The sequence below is a fragment of the Rhodoglobus sp. G.S.4 genome (assembly GCF_056619605.1).
The window spans coordinates 398,836-417,838 of record NZ_CM152748.1 but is presented as its reverse complement, the minus strand read 5'-3'; the positions used below and the strand labels follow the sequence as shown (position 1 = coordinate 417,838).

Below are 19,003 nucleotides of genomic sequence, written 5' to 3'. Positions count from 1 at the left end.
GATATTTCACTATATACGGGGAATGACACCTATGTCATTACACAACATGTAGTGTCTCGGCGTGTCGCCTAACTTTCTTTAAAACATACTCTGGGCCACTGACATTCCCGCGGCGAAGGCACGCTTAATCTTTCTGTCGCGCGATCCACGCGAGAGCATCGATTGCGCCGTCAATCACCGAAATATGGCCAGCGCTCGGCTCCAGCCTCAACTCGGCGCCCGGGATGGATGCAGCCAGACGCTGGGAGTGTGCCGGTGGCACAACTCTGTCAGCGCCACCGTGGAGAAGCAGGGTGGGAGCCTGGATCGATGCGGGGTCGAATCCCCAATCACGCACGTAAGCGAGGTCGTCGTCAATGGCCGGTGCTGGGCCAGATGCGGCGCCAGCGCGTACCACGTCGATGAACCACGACCACTCCCCCTCGAACATGGCCAGATCACCGGGGGTGAATTCGGGGTCGTAATCGTCACCGTGCTCTTTTTCGTAGGATTCCTTAGTTGTGCGCCCCTCGATGGCTGCTGTCAGGCTCGCGATACCTGTGGCGGCCATCCCTGCCGTATACACCTCCGGCTCGAGCCCGTCTCGGCCCAGTGGAGCTAGGCTCGCAATGGCGACAGCTGCGACGACTCGCATAGGGAGCATCGCGGCGACCGCCAACGCATGGGGCCCACCGCCAGAGTGACCCATCACGGCGAAGCGCTCGATTCCCAGAAAATCGACCACGGCCTCCGCGTACCCCGCGGCGGAATAGACGGGGCGATCGGGAGCGGGAGACGAGCCTCCATAACCGGGCCGGTCGTAGCCTATCCAACGCAGCCCCATAGCGGCAGCTGCATCGAGGAGTGGGGCGGGTGGAGCCCCAGTATTTGGCGTGCCGTGATGCCACAGCAACGCCAGTGCACCATCGTCGGCGGAGCCAGCGTCGTAGACGTGCAACACTCCACCGTCAGAAAGGGAAAGGGTGAACTCACTGATCCGGTCGCCTATTGAATCGATCTGTTGCGTCATCGCGTCTCCTGTAATTCGAGTGCTCGTAGTAGCAGCGCACGCCGCTCGTGGTCGGTGGGAGCCAGCTCGGCGGCCTCCCGTAGGGCTGCGACCGCCTCGGCGACCTGGCCTGCGCGTGCCAACAAATCTCCCCTCACGGCGGGGACCAAGTGGTTACCGGCCAATCGAGAGAGACTCGTGATGTTCTCGAGTGCGGCAAGGCCCGCATTCGGTCCGTGGCACATCCCCAGTGCGACTGCCCGATTAAGTTCCACCACGGGCGAGGGACTAATCCCCAACAATTCATCGTAGAGCGCGACGATCACAGGCCAATTCGTTGCGCCTGCGGTGGGGGCGGTGGCATGCACTGCGGCAAGTTCCGCCTGGATTCGGTATGGACCACGAGCCCGCTCGGGCTGACGTGCCAGTATTTTGCTGGCATCCGTGACCATCCTGGCGTCCCAAGAAGAACGGTCTTGGAGTTCGAGCGTCACTGGCTGACCGTTGTGTGCGCGAGAGTCACGGCGCGAATGCTGAAAGAGAAGTAGCGCCAGCAGGCAGCGAACTTCATCCGACTTCGGCACTAGTTCCACCAGAAGGTTAGCTAACCGAAGAGCTTCCTCGGCAAGTCTGGTCGAGTGAGAGGAATAGCCATGAGTGAAGATGAGATAAACCACACTCAACACCGCGTCGAGACGGTCCGCGAGGTCGCCTGAGCTCGGTTCCCGATAGGCAATGCCAGCGTTGGATATCTTCTGTTTAGCGCGCAGAAGGCGTTGCGACATCGTCGCCTCGCTTATGAAGAATGCGCGCGCGATGGCCTCGGTTGGCAGACCGGCAATCACCTTGAGCGTCAGCGCGACGCGGGCTTCCATCGAGAGTGCGGGGTGACAGCACACAAAGATCAAACGCATTCTGTCGTCGTCAGGGGAATCCGAATCGCGCGCGGCATCGCTGTAGTGAAGCTCACTGAGCTTGCGTCGCTCCAGCGAGCTTCGGCGCAGCAGATCAAGCGCACGGCGGGTGGAAACGGTGGTCAGCCACGCCGCCGGATTTGCGGGGATTCCATCCTCTGGCCACTTCCGCAGCGCACGCTCCACAGCGTCGGCAAGGGCGTCCTCCGCTAGGCCAAAGTCACGGGTCGTGCGTATCAAGGTGGCGATGATCCGCAACCTCTCGCTCTCCATCACCTTGGCCAGCGCAGCCGCCGGTTCGCTCACTCGCCAAATGGCCAGAAAGGCCGCAACTCGATGCGTCCGTGGCGAGCCATCTCGTGATCAGCAGCCACCGCAATGGCCTCATCGAGATCGGCGCACTCGAGAATGTCGAACCCTGCAATCCACTCGTGAGTCTCAGCGAATGGACCGTCGGTCACCAACACTTTGCCTCCGCGTTTGCGGACGACCGTCGCGTCCTGCGGTGGCCGTAGTCGGTTACCGTCGACCCGCACACCGGAGGCATCGTTTTTCGCCGCCCATTCATCGATCGGCGTTTCGCCTTCATCCGTTGCGGTATCCGGCTCGGCATCCGTGCAGACAAACATCATGAACTTCATCGAAACTCCTTCGTTCGTGGAACGTCATCTACTCAAGCAACGAATGACCAACACCAGAATCCGACAAATCTGACAAATCCGAAAGGAAAAAGCGAGGTTTCGTTTGAGAGCTCAGAATCCACGACACATGATCGCTGCGCAGACGTCGGGTCATGGGCGTGTGAAAAACGCTCTATTCTCCGCGCCAGGTAGCAGGCACGATTGTCCAGATGACTTCGGCACCGAGTTCAGCATCGGCGTCCCAGTTGTGGGGTTCCCGGCCGGGGAACGTGAGCGAGTCACCCGCGGCGAGAGGGATCTCACGATCCACGAAGCGTGCGGTGACCGCACCAGAGATGACGTGCAGCACTTCCACTTCGCAACTGATCGTGTAGAACGCATCCCCACCGTTGGCGCCGGGCTGCATGTGGGTGCGGATGACTTGAACCCGGGATTCGTTGCGCGGTGAGATGAGCCGTTCATCCACCCCCTGACCACCAAGGTTGATGTGGGGCGCGTCGGCCAATGAGATCTTGACAGCCTCGGGCTCGGCGAACAGCGACCCGATTTCGAGCGAAAGAACCTGACACAACTGCACAAGGGTGGCAACGCTCGGCGATGTCTCATCGCGCTCGAGCCGACTTAAGAAACCTTTGGTTAGCCCGGCAGAGGTCGCGATCTGCTCGAGCGTAAAACCTTGAGCTTTGCGGGCACTGCGAATGCGCGCTCCAATGGCAAGGGCTTCGGCACTGGGCGAGGGCGACAACGGTCTCATAGCTCTACTCCATCACTAACCGGGGTTGACGAGGCGCACCTCGGGGTTTACTGTGAGTTCACGTTTACTGCTGATTATCGAAAGTTTACTATGACGAAACCTATTGTTGGCCCGGTCGATGCAAGTATTGTGCCTCGCTTTGCCGGTATTGCCACATTCGCTCGTCTCCCACGCCTCGAAGACGTCGAGCACGCCGACATAGCAATCGTGGGCATTCCCTTCGATAGTGGCGTGAGCTACCGACCAGGGGCTCGCTTCGGCCCGGCACACGTTCGTGAGGCGTCACGCCTACTTCGCCCCTACAACCCGGCGCAAGACGTGTCCCCGTTTGCCGTTCAGCAAGTTGCCGACGCCGGAGACATCGCCGCAAACCCCTTCAGCATTGACGAAGCGATTCTTGAGATCGAAGCCGCGGCCCTCGAACTCGCCACGCGCGCCGACCGGATTGTCACCATCGGCGGCGACCACACCATCGCGCTCCCCCTCCTGCGTGCTATCGCCAAGAAGCACGGGCCAGTAGCCGTTCTCCACTTCGACGCCCACCTCGACACCTGGGACACCTACTTCGGCGCCCCCGTCACGCACGGAACGCCCTTCCGCCGCGCATCCGAAGAAGGACTCATCGACCTCACCGCGAGCATGCACGTCGGCACCCGCGGGCCGCTCTACAGCGCAGAAGACCTCACCGACGACAGCCGCCTCGGATTCGCCGTAGTGACAAGCGAAGACGTTGAAGACCACGGCGTCGCGGTAGCAATCGAACGCATCCGCGACCGCATCGGCGACAAGCCGCTCTACATCTCCATCGACATCGACGTGCTCGACCCCGCGCACGCGCCAGGCACCGGAACCCCAGAGGCTGGTGGCCTCACCAGCCGTGAGCTTTTGCGGATGCTGCGCGCACTCTCCGACAAAAACATCGTCGGAGCCGATGTTGTCGAGGTCGCCCCCGCCTACGACCACGCCCAACTCACCGCCGTCGCCGCCAGTCACGTCGCCTACGAACTGATCAGCGCCATGGCTCCCCGCGACACCCATCAGCCAACCGCAACACCCGAGAGCTAGAGGAGCTCACCATGAGCACGACAACACCGCACGAGGATGACGTGCTCAGCGCAGCATCCGCCATCGTTGACGCTTTCACGGCCACCGACGGCGACCGCTACTTTCGCGGCTTTGCGCCAGAAGCAACTTTCATCTTTCACACCGAACCCGCTCGCCTCAATGACCGCGCCGAATACGAACGTCTCTGGGCGAGCTGGGTTGAGGGCGGCTGGAAAGTTCTCGACTGCGAATCATCGGATGCCTCAGTGCAGTCGTTCCCCGGAGGCGCGGTGTTTAGCCACAACGTTTTCACTCGCGTCGACACTGGTGACGGCGAGGACTCCTACCGCGAGCGCGAAACCATCGTGTTCCGCGCCGAGAACGACCAGCTGCTAGCCGTACACGAACACCTTTCGCCAGTTCCCGACCCTGCCCCGTAACTACTCACCCCCTACCGACCCCTACCCAGGAGACAGAAGCAATGTCGCTCTATTCCCGTCTAAGCAAGCACACTCAAGATCAATCGGATGGCGGAAAACCCGTCAAAGGAACGTACTCTCTGCTGCGAATCGGCATGATCTGGCTCGCAGCCAACCTTGTGGTCACGACACTCCTCACGGGAACACTGTTTGTTCCTGGAGTGGACTTCGCCACCGCCTTCCTCATGATTGTCGTCGGAACTCTTGCCGGTGCCGTCGTGCTCACGTCAATCGGCGCAATCGGTACGCGCACGGGGCTGCCAACCATGGCAATCACGCGCGGCGCTTTCGGAACTCGCGGCAGCCTGCTTCCGGTTGCCGCCAACGTCATCGTGCTCATGGGGTGGAGCTGGGTGCAAGCGATGCTCGCCGGTGTCACCGTGAACTTCCTCGTTCAGAGCGCGACCGGGTACTCGAACCCGATCCTGTTCTCCGTCATCTGCCAAAGCATCGTCGTGATTCTCGCGATTCTTGGCCATGAGGGCATCTCGAAGATCGAGCCGTGGCTCGCGGTGCTCATCCTCGTCATCATCGCGTGGGTCTTCGTTACCGCGTTCACCGCCTTCGACCTTGGCGACTTCCAGGTTGTTGCTCCTGACCCCAGCCTCGGGTTCACCCCGATCATCGTGCTCGACATTGTGATCGCCACCGCGATCTCGTGGACCGTGCTCTCAGCAGACTTCAACCGTTTTGCGCGCACCACCAAGGCTGGCGTAATCGGCTCCGGTATCGGTTACACGGTCTCCACTGTTACCGCGATGACGCTCGGCCTCACCGCCTTCGTCTACGTCTTGCTCTCCGGAGATGAAGCAGCTGCATTCGACCCGACAACAATCGTCGCCGCGTTTGGTGCACCACTGGCAATCATCATCTTCCTTTCAGTGATGGCAACCAACACGATGGTTGTTTACGGAATGGTCACGTCAGTGGTCAATGCCAAGGTCGGAAGCAAGCTGAAGTTCTTGCCAACCGCGCTCATTCTCGGCGGTATCTCGATTCTCGGATCGACTTGGTTGCAGTTGCTCAACCAGTTCACCGATTTCCTTGTCGTGATCGGTGCTTTCTTCGTGCCGGTCTTCGCGATCATGATCGTCGACTATTACATCGTGAAGCGCGGCGCCTACACGAAGGACATCCTTGAGGCCCGCGGCGGTCGCTACTGGTACACGGCCGGGGTCAACTGGTTCGCGGTCGCCATCTGGGTCATCGGCGCCACCATGTCGTATGTCTGGGCCTACGTCTGGCCACTGCCGATCGGCGCAACCATCCCGGCGTTCATTCTCACCTTCGTGCTTTACCTTGCAGTCATGCTTCGCGAACGGGGCCGTCATCAGGCCGTGCGCAGCCAGCACCTCGCCGAGACTGCGGATGCCGACGCGGACACCACTGCCAGCCCCGTCGCCTAACCCACAGCAAAGCCACACCAGGAATCAGGTACCCCATGCGCGAACTGAGCCACCCCATCACCAGTGGAATGCAGGTTTACCCCGGTGACCCTGCGGTCTCAATCGAAAGCGCGCTCAGCGTGGAGCAGGATGGCGTTGACGTCAGCCTGCTCCACCTGGGATCACACACCGGCACCCACCTCGATGCTCCTTCGCACACCGTTTCTGGGGGCCGGACCACGGCAGCGATCGCGCTCGACGAACTCGTTGGCGACGCACTTGTTGTGCACCTCGCGCCGCAAGCAGCCCGTGCCACGTACGGCCTCGACGAGATCACCGCCGCTCTGGGTGACCTACCGCTGACGGTGCCCGCCATCGTCATCATGAACACGGGATGGGCTAAGCACTTCGGTTCAGACGAAGCGCTCAACCATCCTGCGATTCATCCGGATGCCGCAGCAGAACTCATGCGCCGCGGCATGCGTTTACTGGCCGTCGACACTCTCAGCCCCGACCCCACTGGCGAGGGCTCGACCGACTTTCCCGTGCACGAGGTCGTGTTGGGAAGCGATGGGCTCATCATCGAGAACATCACGGGGCTCGCTGGACTCTCCAAGCACGTGCGCGTCGGGTTCTTCCCGCTGCGCATCGACGCCGACGGTGCACCGGTGCGTGCGGTTGTTTTCTCCTAGCCGCTAGATAAAGAGGGTCGTTGTCGACTCGGCCGCCTCGCCCAAGAACGTGGCGACTCCGCCGAGCTCGACGCCATCAATGAGGTCAGATTCGGCGATGCCGAGAAGGTCCATTGTCATGGTGCAGCCGATAACGCGGGCGCCGCCAGCCATTGCCAATTCCATGAGTTCGGGCAGTGAGTGAACGCCGTTCTTCTTCATAGTCTTTTTGATCATCGCCGTGCCTGCCCCCATCATGTGCATCTGGGAGAGCGTGAGCTTGTCGGCACCCGCAGGCATCATCCCGGCGAATAGTTTGTCCATGACTTTACGTTCCCGCTTCGGTGGCTTCTGTTGGCGAAGCGCATTGAGTCCCCAGAAGGTGAAGAACATAGAGACTTCTTCGCCCATTGAGATGGCACCGTTGGCGATGATGAAAGCGGCGATTACCTTGTCGAGATCGCCGGAGAAGACAACGAAGGACACCTTGGGAGTGGCCGGTGCGGCAACAATTCCTCCCCCTCCAGCACGCATGAGCGCGTCCGGCCCGGCCTTGCGAATGGTGGCAACATAGCCGGGGCCTTCGGGCTCGATGGCGAGAAGCTCGTGCCCATTACGGCGCACCCACGCGGGCGCGTCGCTCGCGAAACCAGGGTCAGAGACGTGCACGACAACCTCGTCACCGGGATTGAGATTTTTCATCTCTGTGGCGAGCTTCATGATTGGACCGGGACACGCAAGCCCGGTGCAATCGAGGTTTACGGATACTCCAGTGCCGTTCGCTACATGGGCGGCCACACGAGCAGCATCGAGTGTTGCCGCGGCTTCCGCATATGAAGTCTCGGGCTCGATGGGGCCGACATCGAGGGGCTCAACCTCATGCCACGCCCGGAATGTTTCCGATCCGCCCGACAGCGTGGCGACATCCGTAAATCCCAATTGGACGAGGATGCGGTACGCGAGATAGCTGCGGAACCCGACGGAACAGTAGAGGCGAAGGCCTGTTGACCGGTCCCAGTCACCGGTGTCGGTGCGGAGGGTCGCGAGTGGCACATTCTCGGCACCGGGCAGGTGAAAGATGGAGAATTCTTCTGGCGTACGCACGTCAATGATGCGCGCCCCGTCTGTGACCTTGGGGTAGTCCTGCGCGTACCAGAGGTTGAGGTCACCGAGTAGTACGTTGCTGGCGACAAAGCCCGCCATATTCACGGGATCCTTGGCTGAACCGAAGGGTGGAGCGTAGGCGAGCTCAAGTTCTTCGAGATCCCAGACGGTGAGCCCGGCTCGGAGAGCAGTGGCAAAAATGTCGAGTCGCTTATCGACACCATCGAAACCGGTGACCTGAGCGCCAAGCACCTTTCCGGTGTCCGGAGTGAACAGCAACTTGATGTGCATCATCGCGGTGCCCGGGTAGTACCCGGCATGACCAGACGGATGCACGTGCACGGCGCGATACGTCACTCCTGCAGCACGCAACTGACGTTCCGTCGCGCCGGTGCCACCCGCCACCATCTCGAACACCTTCACAATGGAGGTGCCTTGAGTTGACTTGTATTCGGTGTCGCGCCCACAAATATTTTCGGCAGCAACCCGCGCTTCTCGGTTGGCAGGACCGGCAAGCGGCGCGAGCCAGGAACCCGGCAACACCGTATTCGGAGTTTCAACCGAGTCGCCCGCCGCCCAAATGAATGGGTCAGAGGTGCGCATGTGGGTGTCAACCGCCAGCCCGCCATGTTCACCGAGCTCAAGGCCAGCATCCTTCGCAAGCCCAACGCTCGGGCGCACTCCGACAGAGAGGATGATGACATCCGCTTCAAGAGTGGTCGAGTTCGTGAGTTCCACCTTCACACCGCCGCCGGTGCGGGGCGTGAAAGCGGCAGCGCCGATAGAGAGGTGAAGGGTGATGCCCCGGCTGCGGAGGTGGTGCTCTACGGGAACCGACATCTCATGGTCGAGAGGGGGAAGAATCTGGTCGCTCAGCTCCACGACATCCACGATTGCGCCACGATGTTTGAGGTTCTCGGCCATCTCAAGCCCGATGTACCCAGCGCCGATCACTACACAACGCACGGGGCCGCGAGCGCCACTCGCCGCCTGCTGAAGGGCACTATCGAGTTCGGTCTTGATGGCATCCATGTCGCCAATGCGACGCAGAACGTGCACCTCGGGTAGGTCGATGCCGGGCAGCGGCGGGCGGATTGCTTCCGCTCCCGTACACAGGGCTAGGTTGTCGTAGCTTTCGACATACTCGCGCCCGGTGTCGACCTCGCGCACCGAGACAGTCTTCGCTTGCCGGTCGATCGAGACGACCTCGTGAGCGATACGCACTTCGATGTTGAGAGACTCGCGCAAGCTTTCGGGCGTCTGCAGAAGCAGCCGATCTCTCTCGGTGATGACTTCACCGATGTGGTACGGCAACCCGCAGTTTGCGAATGAGACATGATGACCGCGCTCCAGCACGACAATCTCTGCACTCTCGTCGAGCCTGCGCGCGCGGGCTGCGACCGATGCGCCTCCAGCAACTCCTCCAACAACGACCAACTTCATGGGATGCCGTGCCTTCTGCGGAGACCTCTGGGCTGTGCTCTTCACAGTCCATCAATGCACCGCTATATCAGCAACGCTACTCCTCGCTCGCGAGCAAACGACGGAGATACTTCTCACTCCATCCCGAACCTGTCAGCGTTCATAGAATCTGGTGCACAATAGATTTACCGAGGACGGAGACTCAACCATGGATTCGAATACACAGCTGCCTGCTATCGAGCGCTGGTGGCCTGAGCTCACCATTTCAGCAAAGCACGAGCTGCAGAAGGATCTCCACGGCGAGATCAGCGAGTCAGTGTTGAACGAAATCGAGACTCTGTCGGCGAGCACCCTCCCTAAGGTGCCCCTGCGCCTTAACGATGACGAACGTGCCTTCATCAAAACTCAGACAGAAATCGTCGACTAGACCACCAGGTGTACGGCGACACCAGGTGCAGCATGCGCGACCGGCACTCGGACAAAACTAACGCTACTTCTGAGCCACGTTGACGGCCTCAGTTTCCTAGTGCGCCGTAATCTCCTCGATCGCATCCGCGAGGTCAGGATGCTCAAACGTGAAGCCTGCCTCGGTGAGCGTGCCGGGCACAACCCAGCGGCTCTTGAGGATGAGTTCGGGTTCGGTTCGTAGCACCCACATTGCGGGCTCGAGCATCCAGCGCCAGGCAGGCAATCCGAACGGCATACCGGCCGCGCGACGGAGGATACTCATCAGGGTGCGGTTATCTGAGGGGTTGGGGCTCGCGACGTTCACAGGGCCCGAGATGGTGTCGGTGTCGCGGATGAAACGGATCGCGCGCACCACATCGTCGAGGTGAACCCAGCTGAACTTTTGGCGGCCGCCCGTCTTGTGACCTTCGGCGCGCCCGCTGCCGGTTGGCGTCGGGCCGATGCCGCGGTACCGATTGTGACCGAACCACCAACCGTCGATCTGAGGGCCGCCGAGGCCGATGCGCGCAAGCCGCAGCAGCAGGTTCGTGGCCGGGCCATCGCCAAGCACGATCGCCATACGGAGGGCAATGCGGCGCGTGTTCGGCAGCTCGCCTTCGAGGAATTCGTTCTCCCAGTTGCGGGCAACATCCACCGAAAACCCCTTGCCGAGTTCGCCGTTGTCGTCGCTGTTGGGGCGGTCGGTCGAGTGGCGGTAGATCGTCGCCGTTGAGGCGTTCATCCAGATAGCGGGCGGGGCGGATGCCGCGGCAATCGCCTCGCGTAATGCCCGAGTTGTCTCCACCCGCGAGCGCAGAATCTCGTTGCGGTTCTTGACGTTGTAGCGGCAGTTCACGGATTTGCCGGCGAGGTTCACGACGATTGCCGAGCCATCGATGAGCCAGGCAATCGCGGCCGGGTTATCCCACGTGACTTCGCCGGTGCGGCCGATCAGGCGAACGGCGTAGCCGTCATCGCGGAAGGCGTCGGCGATAGCTGGCCCGACAAACCCGCTCGCCCCGGCGATTACCGCGATCGGCTTTGCCGCGATTGGCTTCGTCGCCGCCGGTTCCGCTGTCTCTTGTGCCGCTGCCATGACGCCCCCATCAGACTGAAATTTTCTCACTCAGTCTATCGAGCCGGCTCGGCTACGGTTGCGCTGGCGCAGCAGCCCACACGAGTTGCCGCGCCAGATCAATGCTCACCGAGAGGGTGTCGAGCGGGAGCTGTTGCGTGACGAGAGCGCCCTCGTGCAGCACCAAAAGTTGGGTCGCGAGCGCGTCGGGAGTTGAGCATCCGGCGACCGTAGCCAGCTCGCTAAACAGATCAACCAACCACTGCTTCTGCGTTGTGGCGATGAGGTGCGCGGGATGCGCAGGGTCGGGCAGTTCGGCGAGTGCGTTGATGAAGGCGCAGCCGCGAGGGTTCGTTTGGTTCCAGGTGCGAAGGGCTTCGAGTGGGGCGAAGACTGCCTCAACCGGTGAAACGGCGGCGGCGATGGCTGCGAGAACCAGCGACTGCCAACGCTGTTCGCGCTCCTCGAGATACGCAACCACAAGCTGGTCTTTTGATCCGAACTGGTTGTAGAGGGTGCGCTTGGTCACGCCCGAGTGCTCGGCGATGAGGTCGACACCGACCGCGGTAATGCCGCGGCTGTAGAAGAGGTCGCCGGCGGCATCCAGAATGCGCTGCCCTGCGGCTGTCATCGGTTTCGTCTCCGACATTCGACACTCCTTTACCGATCGGTGTACTGTGGAACAAGTTCACAGATCAGTATACCTACGAGGAGTCTCCCCCCAATGGACGTTGCCCCCACCATGCGTGCCGTACAGCTCACCCAGCACGGAGGGCCGGGGGTTCTGCGCGTGACCGAGGTGGCCACTCCTGTTCCGCAGGCCGGCGAAGTTCTCGTCAAGGTGAGCGCCGCCGCTCTGAACAACACTGACCTGTGGACGCGCGAAGGCGAGTACGGTCTGCCGGGCACTCGCGCGGGGTGGCGTGGTCCGCTCGACTTCCCGCTCATCCAGGGTGCTGACGTTGCTGGCTATGTGGTCGCACTAGGCGAGGGCGTCGATGAGAGCATCCTCGGTTCGCGCGTCGTGATCGACCCCGCCGTCTACGATGCCGACGAGCCGGATGCCAACATCACGGGACTGATGGGCAGCGAACGCGACGGCGGTTATGCCGAATATGTGACCGCACCGGTGAACCGCATCCACGATGTGACGGAGTCGAAACTCAGCGACGATCAGCTCGCTGCCCTCCCCATCTCCTACGGCACGGCCCTCGGCATGATCGAACGCGGCCGGTTGCAGTCGGGTGAAACCGTGCTGGTCTCCGGGGCATCCGGTGGTGTCGGTGTTGCGCTTGTGCAGTTGGCACGGGCGCGCGGTGCCCGCGTGATCGCGATCAGCAGTGGCTCCAAAATTCAGGCGGTGCTGGATGCCGGCGCTCACGTTGTTGTCGACCGCGCGAACGACATCGTCGAGCAGGTGCGCGCCGCCGCCCCCAATGGAATTGACGTTGCCCTCGATGTTGTCGCCGGAGACCTCGTTCACGACGGACTACCCCTGCTGCGCAAAGCCGGGCGCTGGGTCGTCGCTGGAGCGCTCGGAGGCCACACGATCGGCTTCGACATTCGGGACCTCTACCTGCACAACCGGCAACTCATCGGCTCCACCATGCACACCCCCGAGCACTTCGAGCTGCTCATGGGAATGGCGCGACGGGGCGAGATTACACCTCTCGTCGCGGCGACCTTCCCGCTCGAGCAGGCGGCTAAGGCGCAAGAAGAGCTCGCTCGCCGGGCGCACGTGGGCAAAATTGTGTTGCACCCTTAGGCTGAAGCGCACATCAACTTCTCGTTCCTGCCCCGGCGGACGATCCCGCTTCATTTAGGCTGACCTCAGCGGTCCGAGCGACCGGATGCAGGCAAGAGGATTCCGCGCATGACCAGCACCCCTGAGTACGTTCCCACCATCGTGTTGTCGAAGGCTTCGGCCGGTGGCGCCCACGAAAAGCCGGAGCTCACGGCGCTGATTCATGGGCTCGAAGCATCCATGAAATCGGCGATCGAAGCGACCGGTGCTCGCGTCATCAGCGTTGACGGTTTTACCGACGCCGATGTGGATGTCGTCGGCGCCGGACTCACCGCCACTGGTCGCGCGGCTGACGGCGTTGTCGAAGCGGTGGAAAGCACCGACCCGACCTCTCCGCTTATTGCCGTGCAGTGGCATCCCGAAGACGACAAGTCGAGCGAACACGACCGTGAACTGCTCTTTGGGTGGCTAACGGCGCAGGCGCGTGAGTTTCACTCCCGCCACAGTGAAATTGCGGTTTAGTGTCGGACCTCGACGGCCGCACGAGTCACTCAATCTTGTGAACGGCTACCGTGACTGGCAGGCTTCCCGCATGAGGAAACAGGTCGCGACGATTGTTGCGATCGGCGCGGCCCTCACTCTCGCGGGATGCGTCACTCCACCGGAACAACAGGCAGACACCGTTGTTGGGGATGCGGAAATACCGGAGTGGCTAGGCGACAGTCTCGACCTCCCGTCATCCGACCTAGTGTTTCTCGGCGAGGATGACGGAATGACCGTCTATGCGAGCCGAGACGAAGACGGCAATCGGTGCGTCATCGCTATCCTTGCGCCATCGTCAACCGGCAACGGTGATGACGGGAGCGCGTCCACTAGCTGCGTGCCTCCCGTCATTTTCGCGAAGGAAGGAGCGATGCTCACGGTTGGCGGCGGCGGTCATAGCGGCGGCGCCCACTTTCTCCCGCCCGGGTTCAACAAACAACTCCAACCGGGCTGGGTTCGCGTAAGCCCGCAACTCGCACTCCGCGACTAGCGAACCGCCATTGCGGCGCGAACACCCGCGTTGACGATTTCGCCACCGGCGACGTTCAGCCCGCGAGCAAGAGCCGGCGATGCGGCAGCGGCAGCATCCCAGCCCAGATTCGCGATAGCGACAACGTAAGGAAGCGTGGCATTGCTGAGCGCGCGAGTGGACGTGCGAGGAACAGCGCCGGGCATGTTGGCTACGCAGTAGTAGAGCGAGTTGTGAACGGCGAACGTGGGGTCGTCGTAGGTCGTGGCGTGGGAGCCTTCGAAGCATCCGCCCTGATCGATGGCGATGTCGACAAGCACCGAACCGGGCTTCATCGAGGCAACCATTTCGTCAGTGACCAGCTTGGGAGCTGCGGCACCAGGAATCAGGACTGAACCGATGACAAGGTCGGCCTCAAGAAGCTGCTCAGCGATTTCGTAGCGAGTCGAAACACGAGTCTGGATTTCACCGTTGAAGCGCTCTTCGAGCACCCGGAGTCGGGGCAGAGAGATGTCGATGATCGTGACGCTGGCGCCCAATCCGAGAGCGTTGGCCGCAGCATGCTCACCAGCCACACCGCCGCCGATAATGACGACCTTGGCTTTCGGCGTTCCGGCGACTCCGCCGAGCAGTTGTCCACCGCCGCCCTCAGCCTTGAGCAGAGCGTGGGCGCCAGCGACGATCGACAAGCGACCCGCGACCTCACTCATGGGCGCGAGAAGGGGAAGCGAACGGTCGTCGCCCTGAACGGTCTCGTAGGCAATCGCGGTGGTGCCGGAAGCAACAAGGGCCTCGGTCAGGGCGCGGTCGGCCGCGAGGTGCAAGTACGTGAACAGGGTGAGGTCTTTGCGAAAGTAGCCGTACTCCGACGCGATCGGCTCTTTGACCTTCACGACGAGATCGCCAGAGGCCCATACCTCGTCAGCCGCGACGACGATGCGCGCGCCCGCAGCCGCGTAATCCTCGTCGGAGAAGCCACTTCCAAGGCCGGCTCCGGACTGCAGAGTGACGGTGTGCCCGCCTGCGACCAAGGTGTCGACGCCGGCTGGAGTGATCGCAACGCGATTCTCGTTGTTCTTGATTTCAGTGGGCACAGAAATTTGCATCGACTTACCTTTCGCAGTTGAGTGGTGTAAGCCTGTCAGAAATTCTGCCTTTAGTGAGAAAGTCCGAATTCTATTCGGAAAAATTATCTATAATGGTGAGAATTGGAGTTAAAACCCTACTCACCGCCCCGCCCAGCCGAAGGATATTCGCATGATCGATGACCTTGACCCGATCGACACGAAGATCCTCACGCTTCTCTCCCGAGATGCCCGCATCAGCAATGCGGCAATCGCTACCATAGTGGGCATTGCCGCATCCACCGCCCACACCCGCATCAAGTCCCTCTTCGACCGCGGTCTCATCACCGGATATCACGCCGCTCTCAATCAGGCGAAGCTCGGTCGGGGTCTTCAAGCGATCATCGGAGTATCACTGCGCTCGGGCGCCCGCCAAGAAAGCATTCAGGCGTTCACTGACGAAGTTCGCCAGCTGCCCGAAGTCATTCAGTTGTTCTTTGTCGGCGGGAGCGATGACTTCTTGGTGCACATTGCGGTCTCGAATTCGTCTGAGGTCAGGCTCTTCGTCGTCGACCATCTCTCAGCCCGGCACAGCGTTGCCTCCACCAATACCAGCATGATTTTCGAGTACCACCGCAACGCCGTCGCGACCGACTTCTCCTAGGACCTAGTAATAGTTCGGCGCAGTGAGCGGCCAGTCACGGGCAATCCACGCCGGAACGAACTCGCCCAACGCTGCTTCCACAGCAGAGCCGACATACTCGTCGCGCACCCACCACGAAATATCGGCATCCGCCCCTGGTTCTTCCGCAGGGTCGATGTAGACGCACCCAATGAGCTCGGTCTCGTTCGCGTCAAAGAGGGCGAAGTTGAATGACTCGTGCATTTCCATTTCGTCAGCATGGCGTTGGAGGTCTTCCCGATCCTGTTCCGCCGTCATGGTCGCCGGTGGCCAACCCCAGGCTTCGCCATAAAGCGACCACAACCGTTCACGTGAGCCCATCACTGCAGGCATATCAAGCTCGGTGTCGGATGCTCGGATGGGGCGAAGGTGATGGCCCGTCGGAAGGACAACGTGAGTCGGATGCTGCCACTCAGCTGGTAGCCACGGTGCGGTCTCCAGCGGTTCAGTTGACTCAGACACGATCAGCACCTTCCCATACGTGCGCTAGTGAGAGTGAGTGGCACGAGCCTAGCGCCGCCCAGAGAATCCGGGAATCTAGAATTCTGGGAATCTCTCGAATGCCACCTGCGCGATCGCTGCAAAATCAGGTATTCGTCGAGCTCAGTTTTCTAGAGTGAAGGAGGTAATTATCCACACTCGATAGGAGGATTAGTAATGGGAACCGTAAAGAAAGACGTTCAGGTCGATGTTCCAATTAGCGTCGCCTACAACCAGTGGACACAGTTCGAAGACTTCCCCGCATTCATGTCTGGTGTGACGTCGATCAAGCAACTCGATGACCGCAGACTGCACTGGGACGTATCCGTCGGTGGAGTTGAACGCGAATTCGATGCCGAAATCGTCGAGCAAACTCCAGACGAGCGCATCGCCTGGAACAGTACCGGCGACAAAGTTCACGCCGGTGTCGTGACGTTCCACCGCTTAAGCGAAGACACCACCCGCGTCACCCTCCAGATGGACTGGATGCCCGAAGGTTTCGTCGAGAAGGCTGGCGAGATTCTGCAGATTGATGACATGCAGATCGCGAGAGACCTCACCGAATTCAAACGACTTATCGAATCCAACGGTTTCGAATCGGGCCAGTGGCGCGGAGAAGTGCCACGTGCAGAGGACGCGACGGGACGTTAGTTTGCATCCCACGCGGCGAGCGCCGTCACCACGCTTTCGACTAGCTTGCTGAAGCTACGTTCGCGGTCGACGGGAAGCTCGAAGGCTCCGCCCGTTTCGAGCGAGACAAAGCCGTGCAGCGCTGAGCGGAGAAAACGGGTGGCATCCACAGCGTCACCATTGCGCAGGTTGTAGCCCGCCAAAACAGCGAAGATCACGGCAACGCTCGCAGCCGACACGGCCACGTCATCCGCATCATCGGGTTCAGGTGCGCGCACGGTGAGCGGATACTGCCCTGGATGTTGCAGCGCCCAGTCGCGGTAGGCAACAGCAATGCCACGAATGGCATCGTCGCGTGACCGCCCGACTGCGGCCTGCTCCAGGACCGTGGTGAGCTTGGCTTTGGCGCTGAGCATAATGCCGCGCTGCACACCGCGCACACCGTCAACGTGCTTATAAAGCGAGGGGATTCTCACTCCAAAACTCGCCGCGACGTTCGCCAAGCTGAGGCTCTCGGGGCCGTGATCGTCAAGAAGTTGCGCGGCTCGTTCGATGACGGCGGTGGTGCTGAGCCCGGCCCTAGGCACGGTTGCCTTCGCTTCCGTCGTCTGCGACGCCGCGACCCGTTGCACTGAGAAAGTCAAGAATCGCAGCGGTCGTCTGCTCAGGCTGCTGCGATTGCGGGTAGTGACCGGCATCCTCGATCATCACGGTCGTGCCGCCGAGAGTGGAACTGATCCAGTCAGCTTCAGCTTTCGGGTGGGGAAAGTCGGGATCTTTGTCGCCCATAATGACAAGCGTAGGGGTCGTGATGGCGGCCAAACTCTCCCCCGCCGTCACGTGATCGGTGCGCGTGGTGGGACTGAAGGCGCGCGCATAGCCGGGGCGCTTGAGCGCCGCAATCACCCCTTCCCGATACTGGGAGAAGTCATCGGGCTTGGCGCCCGCAGAGAGTTTTGGCAGATACGCCTTCCACACCCCGGCAGCCCAGGGGCGCGCCATCAGGATCCGCATGACGAGCTTCATGAACGGATTCGCGGATGCTGGCTCCCGCACGAATGGGCCAACAAGCACGAGACCAGCGACGAGGTCGGGCGTTTCTGCCGCGGCAATCACTGCAGCGCCAGCACCCATGGAGTTGCCTACGACCACGGCCGGAGCATCCAACTTTCGCAGGAGTGCCGAAATGTCGGATGCCGTCGCGACGTCGCCATAGGAGGGGAAGCTCGCGTCGCTATCGCCGTGGCCGCGGAGGTCGGTGGCCACGACGCGGTAGCCAGCAGCCGCGAGCGCGGGAGCCAGAAAGCGGTAGGTCGAGCGGAGGTCGCCCATGCCAGGGACCAAGAGAACAAGGGGGCCAGTGCCACGCTCATCGAAGGCGATGGTGCCACCGGGCACCGTGAGGTACTGGGTGGTTGCGTCGCCTGAAGGTCGTTTCGTCATGTGGCTAAGATAGTTAGCCTACAGGCTATTGTCAATAGCCGATGCCGACGCGCCGCGGAGACGGCCCCCTTGCCCTAGCGCGGCTAACCCGCCGCGAGAACCGTCCACGATTCGCCACCGTCGAACGACTCAACAAGCCCACGGTCATCGATCAGCGCAATGCGCTCGCCGCCTGTACCGGTCGTCAGCGCATAGGCAGTGCCCTCAACCGTGCCTCGATCAGACCACGCCTCGCCCTCAGCCGAACGCACCCAAACGACGCCCTCAACATCCACACCAACGAGTGCGCCTTCAACGTCAGACGGCGCTGCGAGCAGATAGAGAAGCGGTGTATCAGCGAGCGAGCTAAAGGACTGCCCGGCGTCATCACTGACCATCATTCCGTCAGGAGTCGTCGCATACAGCCGGTCGGGTACGTTCGGGTCAGGCACCACTGCATAGGCCTGGATGCTCGCGCCCTCGGTCCACGTGACGCCGCCGTCAGCACTGGCCAGCAGTGGCGCTCCATCTGAAGACAGCCCATAGAGCCGGGTCGGATCGTTCTGATTCACCGAAAGTGCGTGAAAGTCAGTCGCACCAGCAAGCGACACGCTCGTCCACGACTCCCCCGCATCCGCGCTAGAGAGGAGCCCCAGGTTCGGGCCCTCGAAAGTGGTTGACCCTGCACTTGGATGCCCTGACACGAAATACTGGTCGCCAGCCGACGCGAATCCCATCGCATCGAACGTCTCACCACCAAGCGGACCGCTCAACTCGCCGGCAGCATCCACCCGATAGATGCCCTCATGGCTTGCCACGAGTACGTTCTCGTCAGAGTCGATGCCTAAACCATGCACGTGCTCGAAAACGCTGAGCGCTGACGGCGCAATCTCCGCACTCTCAAGAGGGGACGTTGGCGCACACCCCACCAAGCCGACGGCGGCAACGGTTGCGCCGCCAATGAGCGCAACGACATTCTTCTTGATTCTGTTCTTCACTGGGTTCCTTCACGTTCTTCGTACACACATCGGCAGCACCACAACGG

The 19,003-nt window shown here is 61.3% G+C and carries 22 protein-coding genes; 10 read left to right on the top strand and 12 right to left on the bottom strand.

The window, feature by feature from the left end; all coding sequences use genetic code 11:
- Positions 1-124 precede the first annotated feature (124 nt).
- From AC061P_RS02030 to AC061P_RS02015, 4 genes are all read right to left on the bottom strand, one after another.
- Complete coding sequence (locus tag AC061P_RS02030) at positions 125-1,009, bottom strand: alpha/beta fold hydrolase (protein WP_449648382.1); 885 nt, start codon at positions 1,007-1,009, stop codon at positions 125-127.
- Positions 1,006-2,208, bottom strand: a complete 1,203-nt coding sequence (locus AC061P_RS02025) for an RNA polymerase sigma factor (protein WP_449648383.1) — start codon at positions 2,206-2,208, stop codon at positions 1,006-1,008. The genes AC061P_RS02030 and AC061P_RS02025 overlap by 4 nt, the downstream gene beginning before the upstream one ends.
- Positions 2,205-2,543, bottom strand: a complete 339-nt coding sequence (locus AC061P_RS02020; protein ID WP_449648384.1) for a YciI family protein — start codon at positions 2,541-2,543, stop codon at positions 2,205-2,207. The genes AC061P_RS02025 and AC061P_RS02020 overlap by 4 nt, the downstream gene beginning before the upstream one ends.
- Before the next feature lie 172 nt (positions 2,544-2,715).
- Positions 2,716-3,297, bottom strand: a complete 582-nt coding sequence (locus AC061P_RS02015) for a helix-turn-helix domain-containing protein (protein ID WP_480391676.1) — start codon at positions 3,295-3,297, stop codon at positions 2,716-2,718.
- A 90-nt stretch (positions 3,298-3,387) separates the two neighbouring features.
- Here AC061P_RS02015 and speB point away from each other — a divergent pair, with 90 nt between their 5' ends.
- The 4 genes from speB to AC061P_RS01995 are packed head-to-tail and all read left to right on the top strand — an operon-like array spanning position 3,388 to position 6,897.
- Positions 3,388-4,362, top strand: coding sequence for an agmatinase (gene speB / locus AC061P_RS02010; RefSeq protein WP_449648386.1), 975 nt, complete (start codon positions 3,388-3,390; stop codon positions 4,360-4,362).
- Between the two features lie 11 nt (positions 4,363-4,373).
- Positions 4,374-4,781: a YybH family protein gene (locus tag AC061P_RS02005; RefSeq protein ID WP_449648387.1), complete on the top strand. Its 408-nt coding sequence runs from the start codon at positions 4,374-4,376 to the stop codon at positions 4,779-4,781.
- A gap of 41 nt (positions 4,782-4,822) precedes the next feature.
- Positions 4,823-6,226: a purine-cytosine permease family protein gene (locus AC061P_RS02000; protein WP_480391675.1), complete on the top strand. Its 1,404-nt coding sequence runs from the start codon at positions 4,823-4,825 to the stop codon at positions 6,224-6,226.
- A gap of 35 nt (positions 6,227-6,261) precedes the next feature.
- Positions 6,262-6,897 carry a cyclase family protein gene (locus tag AC061P_RS01995; RefSeq protein ID WP_449648389.1) on the top strand — a complete coding sequence of 212 codons (636 nt, stop codon included), beginning with the start codon at positions 6,262-6,264 and terminating at the stop codon, positions 6,895-6,897.
- Between the two features lie 3 nt (positions 6,898-6,900).
- Here AC061P_RS01995 and AC061P_RS01990 read toward each other — a convergent pair whose 3' ends face one another.
- Complete coding sequence (locus tag AC061P_RS01990) at positions 6,901-9,423, bottom strand: FAD-dependent oxidoreductase (RefSeq protein WP_480391674.1); 2,523 nt, start codon at positions 9,421-9,423, stop codon at positions 6,901-6,903.
- A 187-nt stretch (positions 9,424-9,610) separates the two neighbouring features.
- Between AC061P_RS01990 and AC061P_RS01985 the strand changes: the two genes are divergently transcribed.
- Positions 9,611-9,829, top strand: a complete 219-nt coding sequence (locus AC061P_RS01985) for a hypothetical protein (RefSeq protein WP_480391673.1) — start codon at positions 9,611-9,613, stop codon at positions 9,827-9,829.
- 96 nt (positions 9,830-9,925) lie between these two features.
- On the opposite strand, the gene AC061P_RS01980 is transcribed toward AC061P_RS01985, so the two are convergent.
- Both AC061P_RS01980 and AC061P_RS01975 read right to left on the bottom strand, forming a co-directional pair.
- Positions 9,926-10,945 carry an epimerase gene (locus AC061P_RS01980; protein ID WP_449648392.1) on the bottom strand — a complete coding sequence of 340 codons (1,020 nt, stop codon included), beginning with the start codon at positions 10,943-10,945 and terminating at the stop codon, positions 9,926-9,928.
- 52 nt (positions 10,946-10,997) lie between these two features.
- A complete protein-coding gene (locus tag AC061P_RS01975) occupies positions 10,998-11,573 on the bottom strand; it encodes a TetR/AcrR family transcriptional regulator (protein WP_449648393.1) in 576 nt (191 codons plus the stop codon).
- Positions 11,574-11,648: 75 nt separating this feature from the next.
- Between AC061P_RS01975 and AC061P_RS01970 the strand changes: the two genes are divergently transcribed.
- From AC061P_RS01970 to AC061P_RS01960, 3 genes are all read left to right on the top strand, one after another.
- Positions 11,649-12,689: a zinc-binding dehydrogenase gene (locus AC061P_RS01970; protein WP_480391672.1), complete on the top strand. Its 1,041-nt coding sequence runs from the start codon at positions 11,649-11,651 to the stop codon at positions 12,687-12,689.
- 108 nt (positions 12,690-12,797) lie between these two features.
- On the top strand, positions 12,798-13,190 hold the full coding sequence (locus AC061P_RS01965; protein ID WP_449648395.1) for a gamma-glutamyl-gamma-aminobutyrate hydrolase family protein: 393 nt from the start codon (positions 12,798-12,800) through the stop codon (positions 13,188-13,190).
- A gap of 70 nt (positions 13,191-13,260) precedes the next feature.
- Positions 13,261-13,701: a hypothetical protein gene (locus tag AC061P_RS01960; RefSeq protein ID WP_449648396.1), complete on the top strand. Its 441-nt coding sequence runs from the start codon at positions 13,261-13,263 to the stop codon at positions 13,699-13,701.
- On the opposite strand, the gene ald is transcribed toward AC061P_RS01960, so the two are convergent.
- Positions 13,698-14,786, bottom strand: coding sequence for an alanine dehydrogenase (gene ald, locus AC061P_RS01955; protein ID WP_449648397.1), 1,089 nt, complete (start codon positions 14,784-14,786; stop codon positions 13,698-13,700). The two genes, AC061P_RS01960 and ald, sit on opposite strands and share 4 nt — an antisense overlap.
- A 151-nt stretch (positions 14,787-14,937) precedes the next feature.
- On the opposite strand from ald, the gene AC061P_RS01950 reads away from it, so the two are divergent.
- The gene (locus AC061P_RS01950; RefSeq protein WP_449648398.1) at positions 14,938-15,408 is read left to right on the top strand and encodes an Lrp/AsnC family transcriptional regulator; all 471 of its coding nucleotides are present in this window, start codon (positions 14,938-14,940) and stop codon (positions 15,406-15,408) included.
- Between the two features lie 3 nt (positions 15,409-15,411).
- On the opposite strand, the gene AC061P_RS01945 is transcribed toward AC061P_RS01950, so the two are convergent.
- A complete protein-coding gene (locus AC061P_RS01945; protein ID WP_449648399.1) occupies positions 15,412-15,888 on the bottom strand; it encodes a GNAT family N-acetyltransferase in 477 nt (158 codons plus the stop codon).
- A gap of 195 nt (positions 15,889-16,083) precedes the next feature.
- Here AC061P_RS01945 and AC061P_RS01940 point away from each other — a divergent pair, with 195 nt between their 5' ends.
- A complete protein-coding gene (locus AC061P_RS01940) occupies positions 16,084-16,557 on the top strand; it encodes an SRPBCC family protein (protein ID WP_449648400.1) in 474 nt (157 codons plus the stop codon).
- On the opposite strand, the gene AC061P_RS01935 is transcribed toward AC061P_RS01940, so the two are convergent.
- From AC061P_RS01935 to AC061P_RS01925, 3 genes are all read right to left on the bottom strand, one after another.
- Positions 16,554-17,168 carry a TetR/AcrR family transcriptional regulator gene (locus AC061P_RS01935; protein WP_480391671.1) on the bottom strand — a complete coding sequence of 205 codons (615 nt, stop codon included), beginning with the start codon at positions 17,166-17,168 and terminating at the stop codon, positions 16,554-16,556. The two genes, AC061P_RS01940 and AC061P_RS01935, sit on opposite strands and share 4 nt — an antisense overlap.
- The gene (locus AC061P_RS01930; RefSeq protein WP_480391670.1) at positions 17,116-17,979 is read right to left on the bottom strand and encodes an alpha/beta fold hydrolase; all 864 of its coding nucleotides are present in this window, start codon (positions 17,977-17,979) and stop codon (positions 17,116-17,118) included. Before AC061P_RS01930 ends, AC061P_RS01935 begins: the two co-directional genes overlap by 53 nt.
- An 83-nt stretch (positions 17,980-18,062) precedes the next feature.
- Positions 18,063-18,956, bottom strand: a complete 894-nt coding sequence (locus AC061P_RS01925) for a F510_1955 family glycosylhydrolase (protein WP_449648403.1) — start codon at positions 18,954-18,956, stop codon at positions 18,063-18,065.
- Positions 18,957-19,003: the final 47 nt, after the last annotated feature.

Excerpts from the sequence above, each read along its gene's own strand:
- AC061P_RS02030 (WP_449648382.1), bottom strand. The coding sequence starts at position 1,009 with ATGACGCAACAGATCGATTCAATAGGCGACCGGATCAGTGAGTTCACC.
- AC061P_RS02020 (WP_449648384.1), bottom strand. The coding sequence starts at position 2,543 with ATGAAGTTCATGATGTTTGTCTGCACGGATGCCGAGCCGGATACCGCA.
- AC061P_RS02015 (WP_480391676.1), bottom strand. The coding sequence starts at position 3,297 with ATGAGACCGTTGTCGCCCTCGCCCAGTGCCGAAGCCCTTGCCATTGGA.
- speB (WP_449648386.1), top strand. The coding sequence starts at position 3,388 with ATGACGAAACCTATTGTTGGCCCGGTCGATGCAAGTATTGTGCCTCGC.
- AC061P_RS02005 (WP_449648387.1), top strand. The coding sequence starts at position 4,374 with ATGAGCACGACAACACCGCACGAGGATGACGTGCTCAGCGCAGCATCC.
- AC061P_RS02000 (WP_480391675.1), top strand. The coding sequence starts at position 4,823 with ATGTCGCTCTATTCCCGTCTAAGCAAGCACACTCAAGATCAATCGGAT.
- AC061P_RS01995 (WP_449648389.1), top strand. The coding sequence starts at position 6,262 with ATGCGCGAACTGAGCCACCCCATCACCAGTGGAATGCAGGTTTACCCC.
- AC061P_RS01990 (WP_480391674.1), bottom strand. The coding sequence starts at position 9,423 with ATGAAGTTGGTCGTTGTTGGAGGAGTTGCTGGAGGCGCATCGGTCGCA.
- AC061P_RS01985 (WP_480391673.1), top strand. The coding sequence starts at position 9,611 with ATGGATTCGAATACACAGCTGCCTGCTATCGAGCGCTGGTGGCCTGAG.
- AC061P_RS01980 (WP_449648392.1), bottom strand. The coding sequence starts at position 10,945 with ATGGCAGCGGCACAAGAGACAGCGGAACCGGCGGCGACGAAGCCAATC.
- AC061P_RS01975 (WP_449648393.1), bottom strand. The coding sequence starts at position 11,573 with ATGTCGGAGACGAAACCGATGACAGCCGCAGGGCAGCGCATTCTGGAT.
- AC061P_RS01970 (WP_480391672.1), top strand. The coding sequence starts at position 11,649 with ATGGACGTTGCCCCCACCATGCGTGCCGTACAGCTCACCCAGCACGGA.
- AC061P_RS01965 (WP_449648395.1), top strand. The coding sequence starts at position 12,798 with ATGACCAGCACCCCTGAGTACGTTCCCACCATCGTGTTGTCGAAGGCT.
- AC061P_RS01960 (WP_449648396.1), top strand. The coding sequence starts at position 13,261 with ATGAGGAAACAGGTCGCGACGATTGTTGCGATCGGCGCGGCCCTCACT.
- ald (WP_449648397.1), bottom strand. The coding sequence starts at position 14,786 with ATGCAAATTTCTGTGCCCACTGAAATCAAGAACAACGAGAATCGCGTT.
- AC061P_RS01950 (WP_449648398.1), top strand. The coding sequence starts at position 14,938 with ATGATCGATGACCTTGACCCGATCGACACGAAGATCCTCACGCTTCTC.
- AC061P_RS01940 (WP_449648400.1), top strand. The coding sequence starts at position 16,084 with ATGGGAACCGTAAAGAAAGACGTTCAGGTCGATGTTCCAATTAGCGTC.
- AC061P_RS01930 (WP_480391670.1), bottom strand. The coding sequence starts at position 17,979 with ATGACGAAACGACCTTCAGGCGACGCAACCACCCAGTACCTCACGGTG.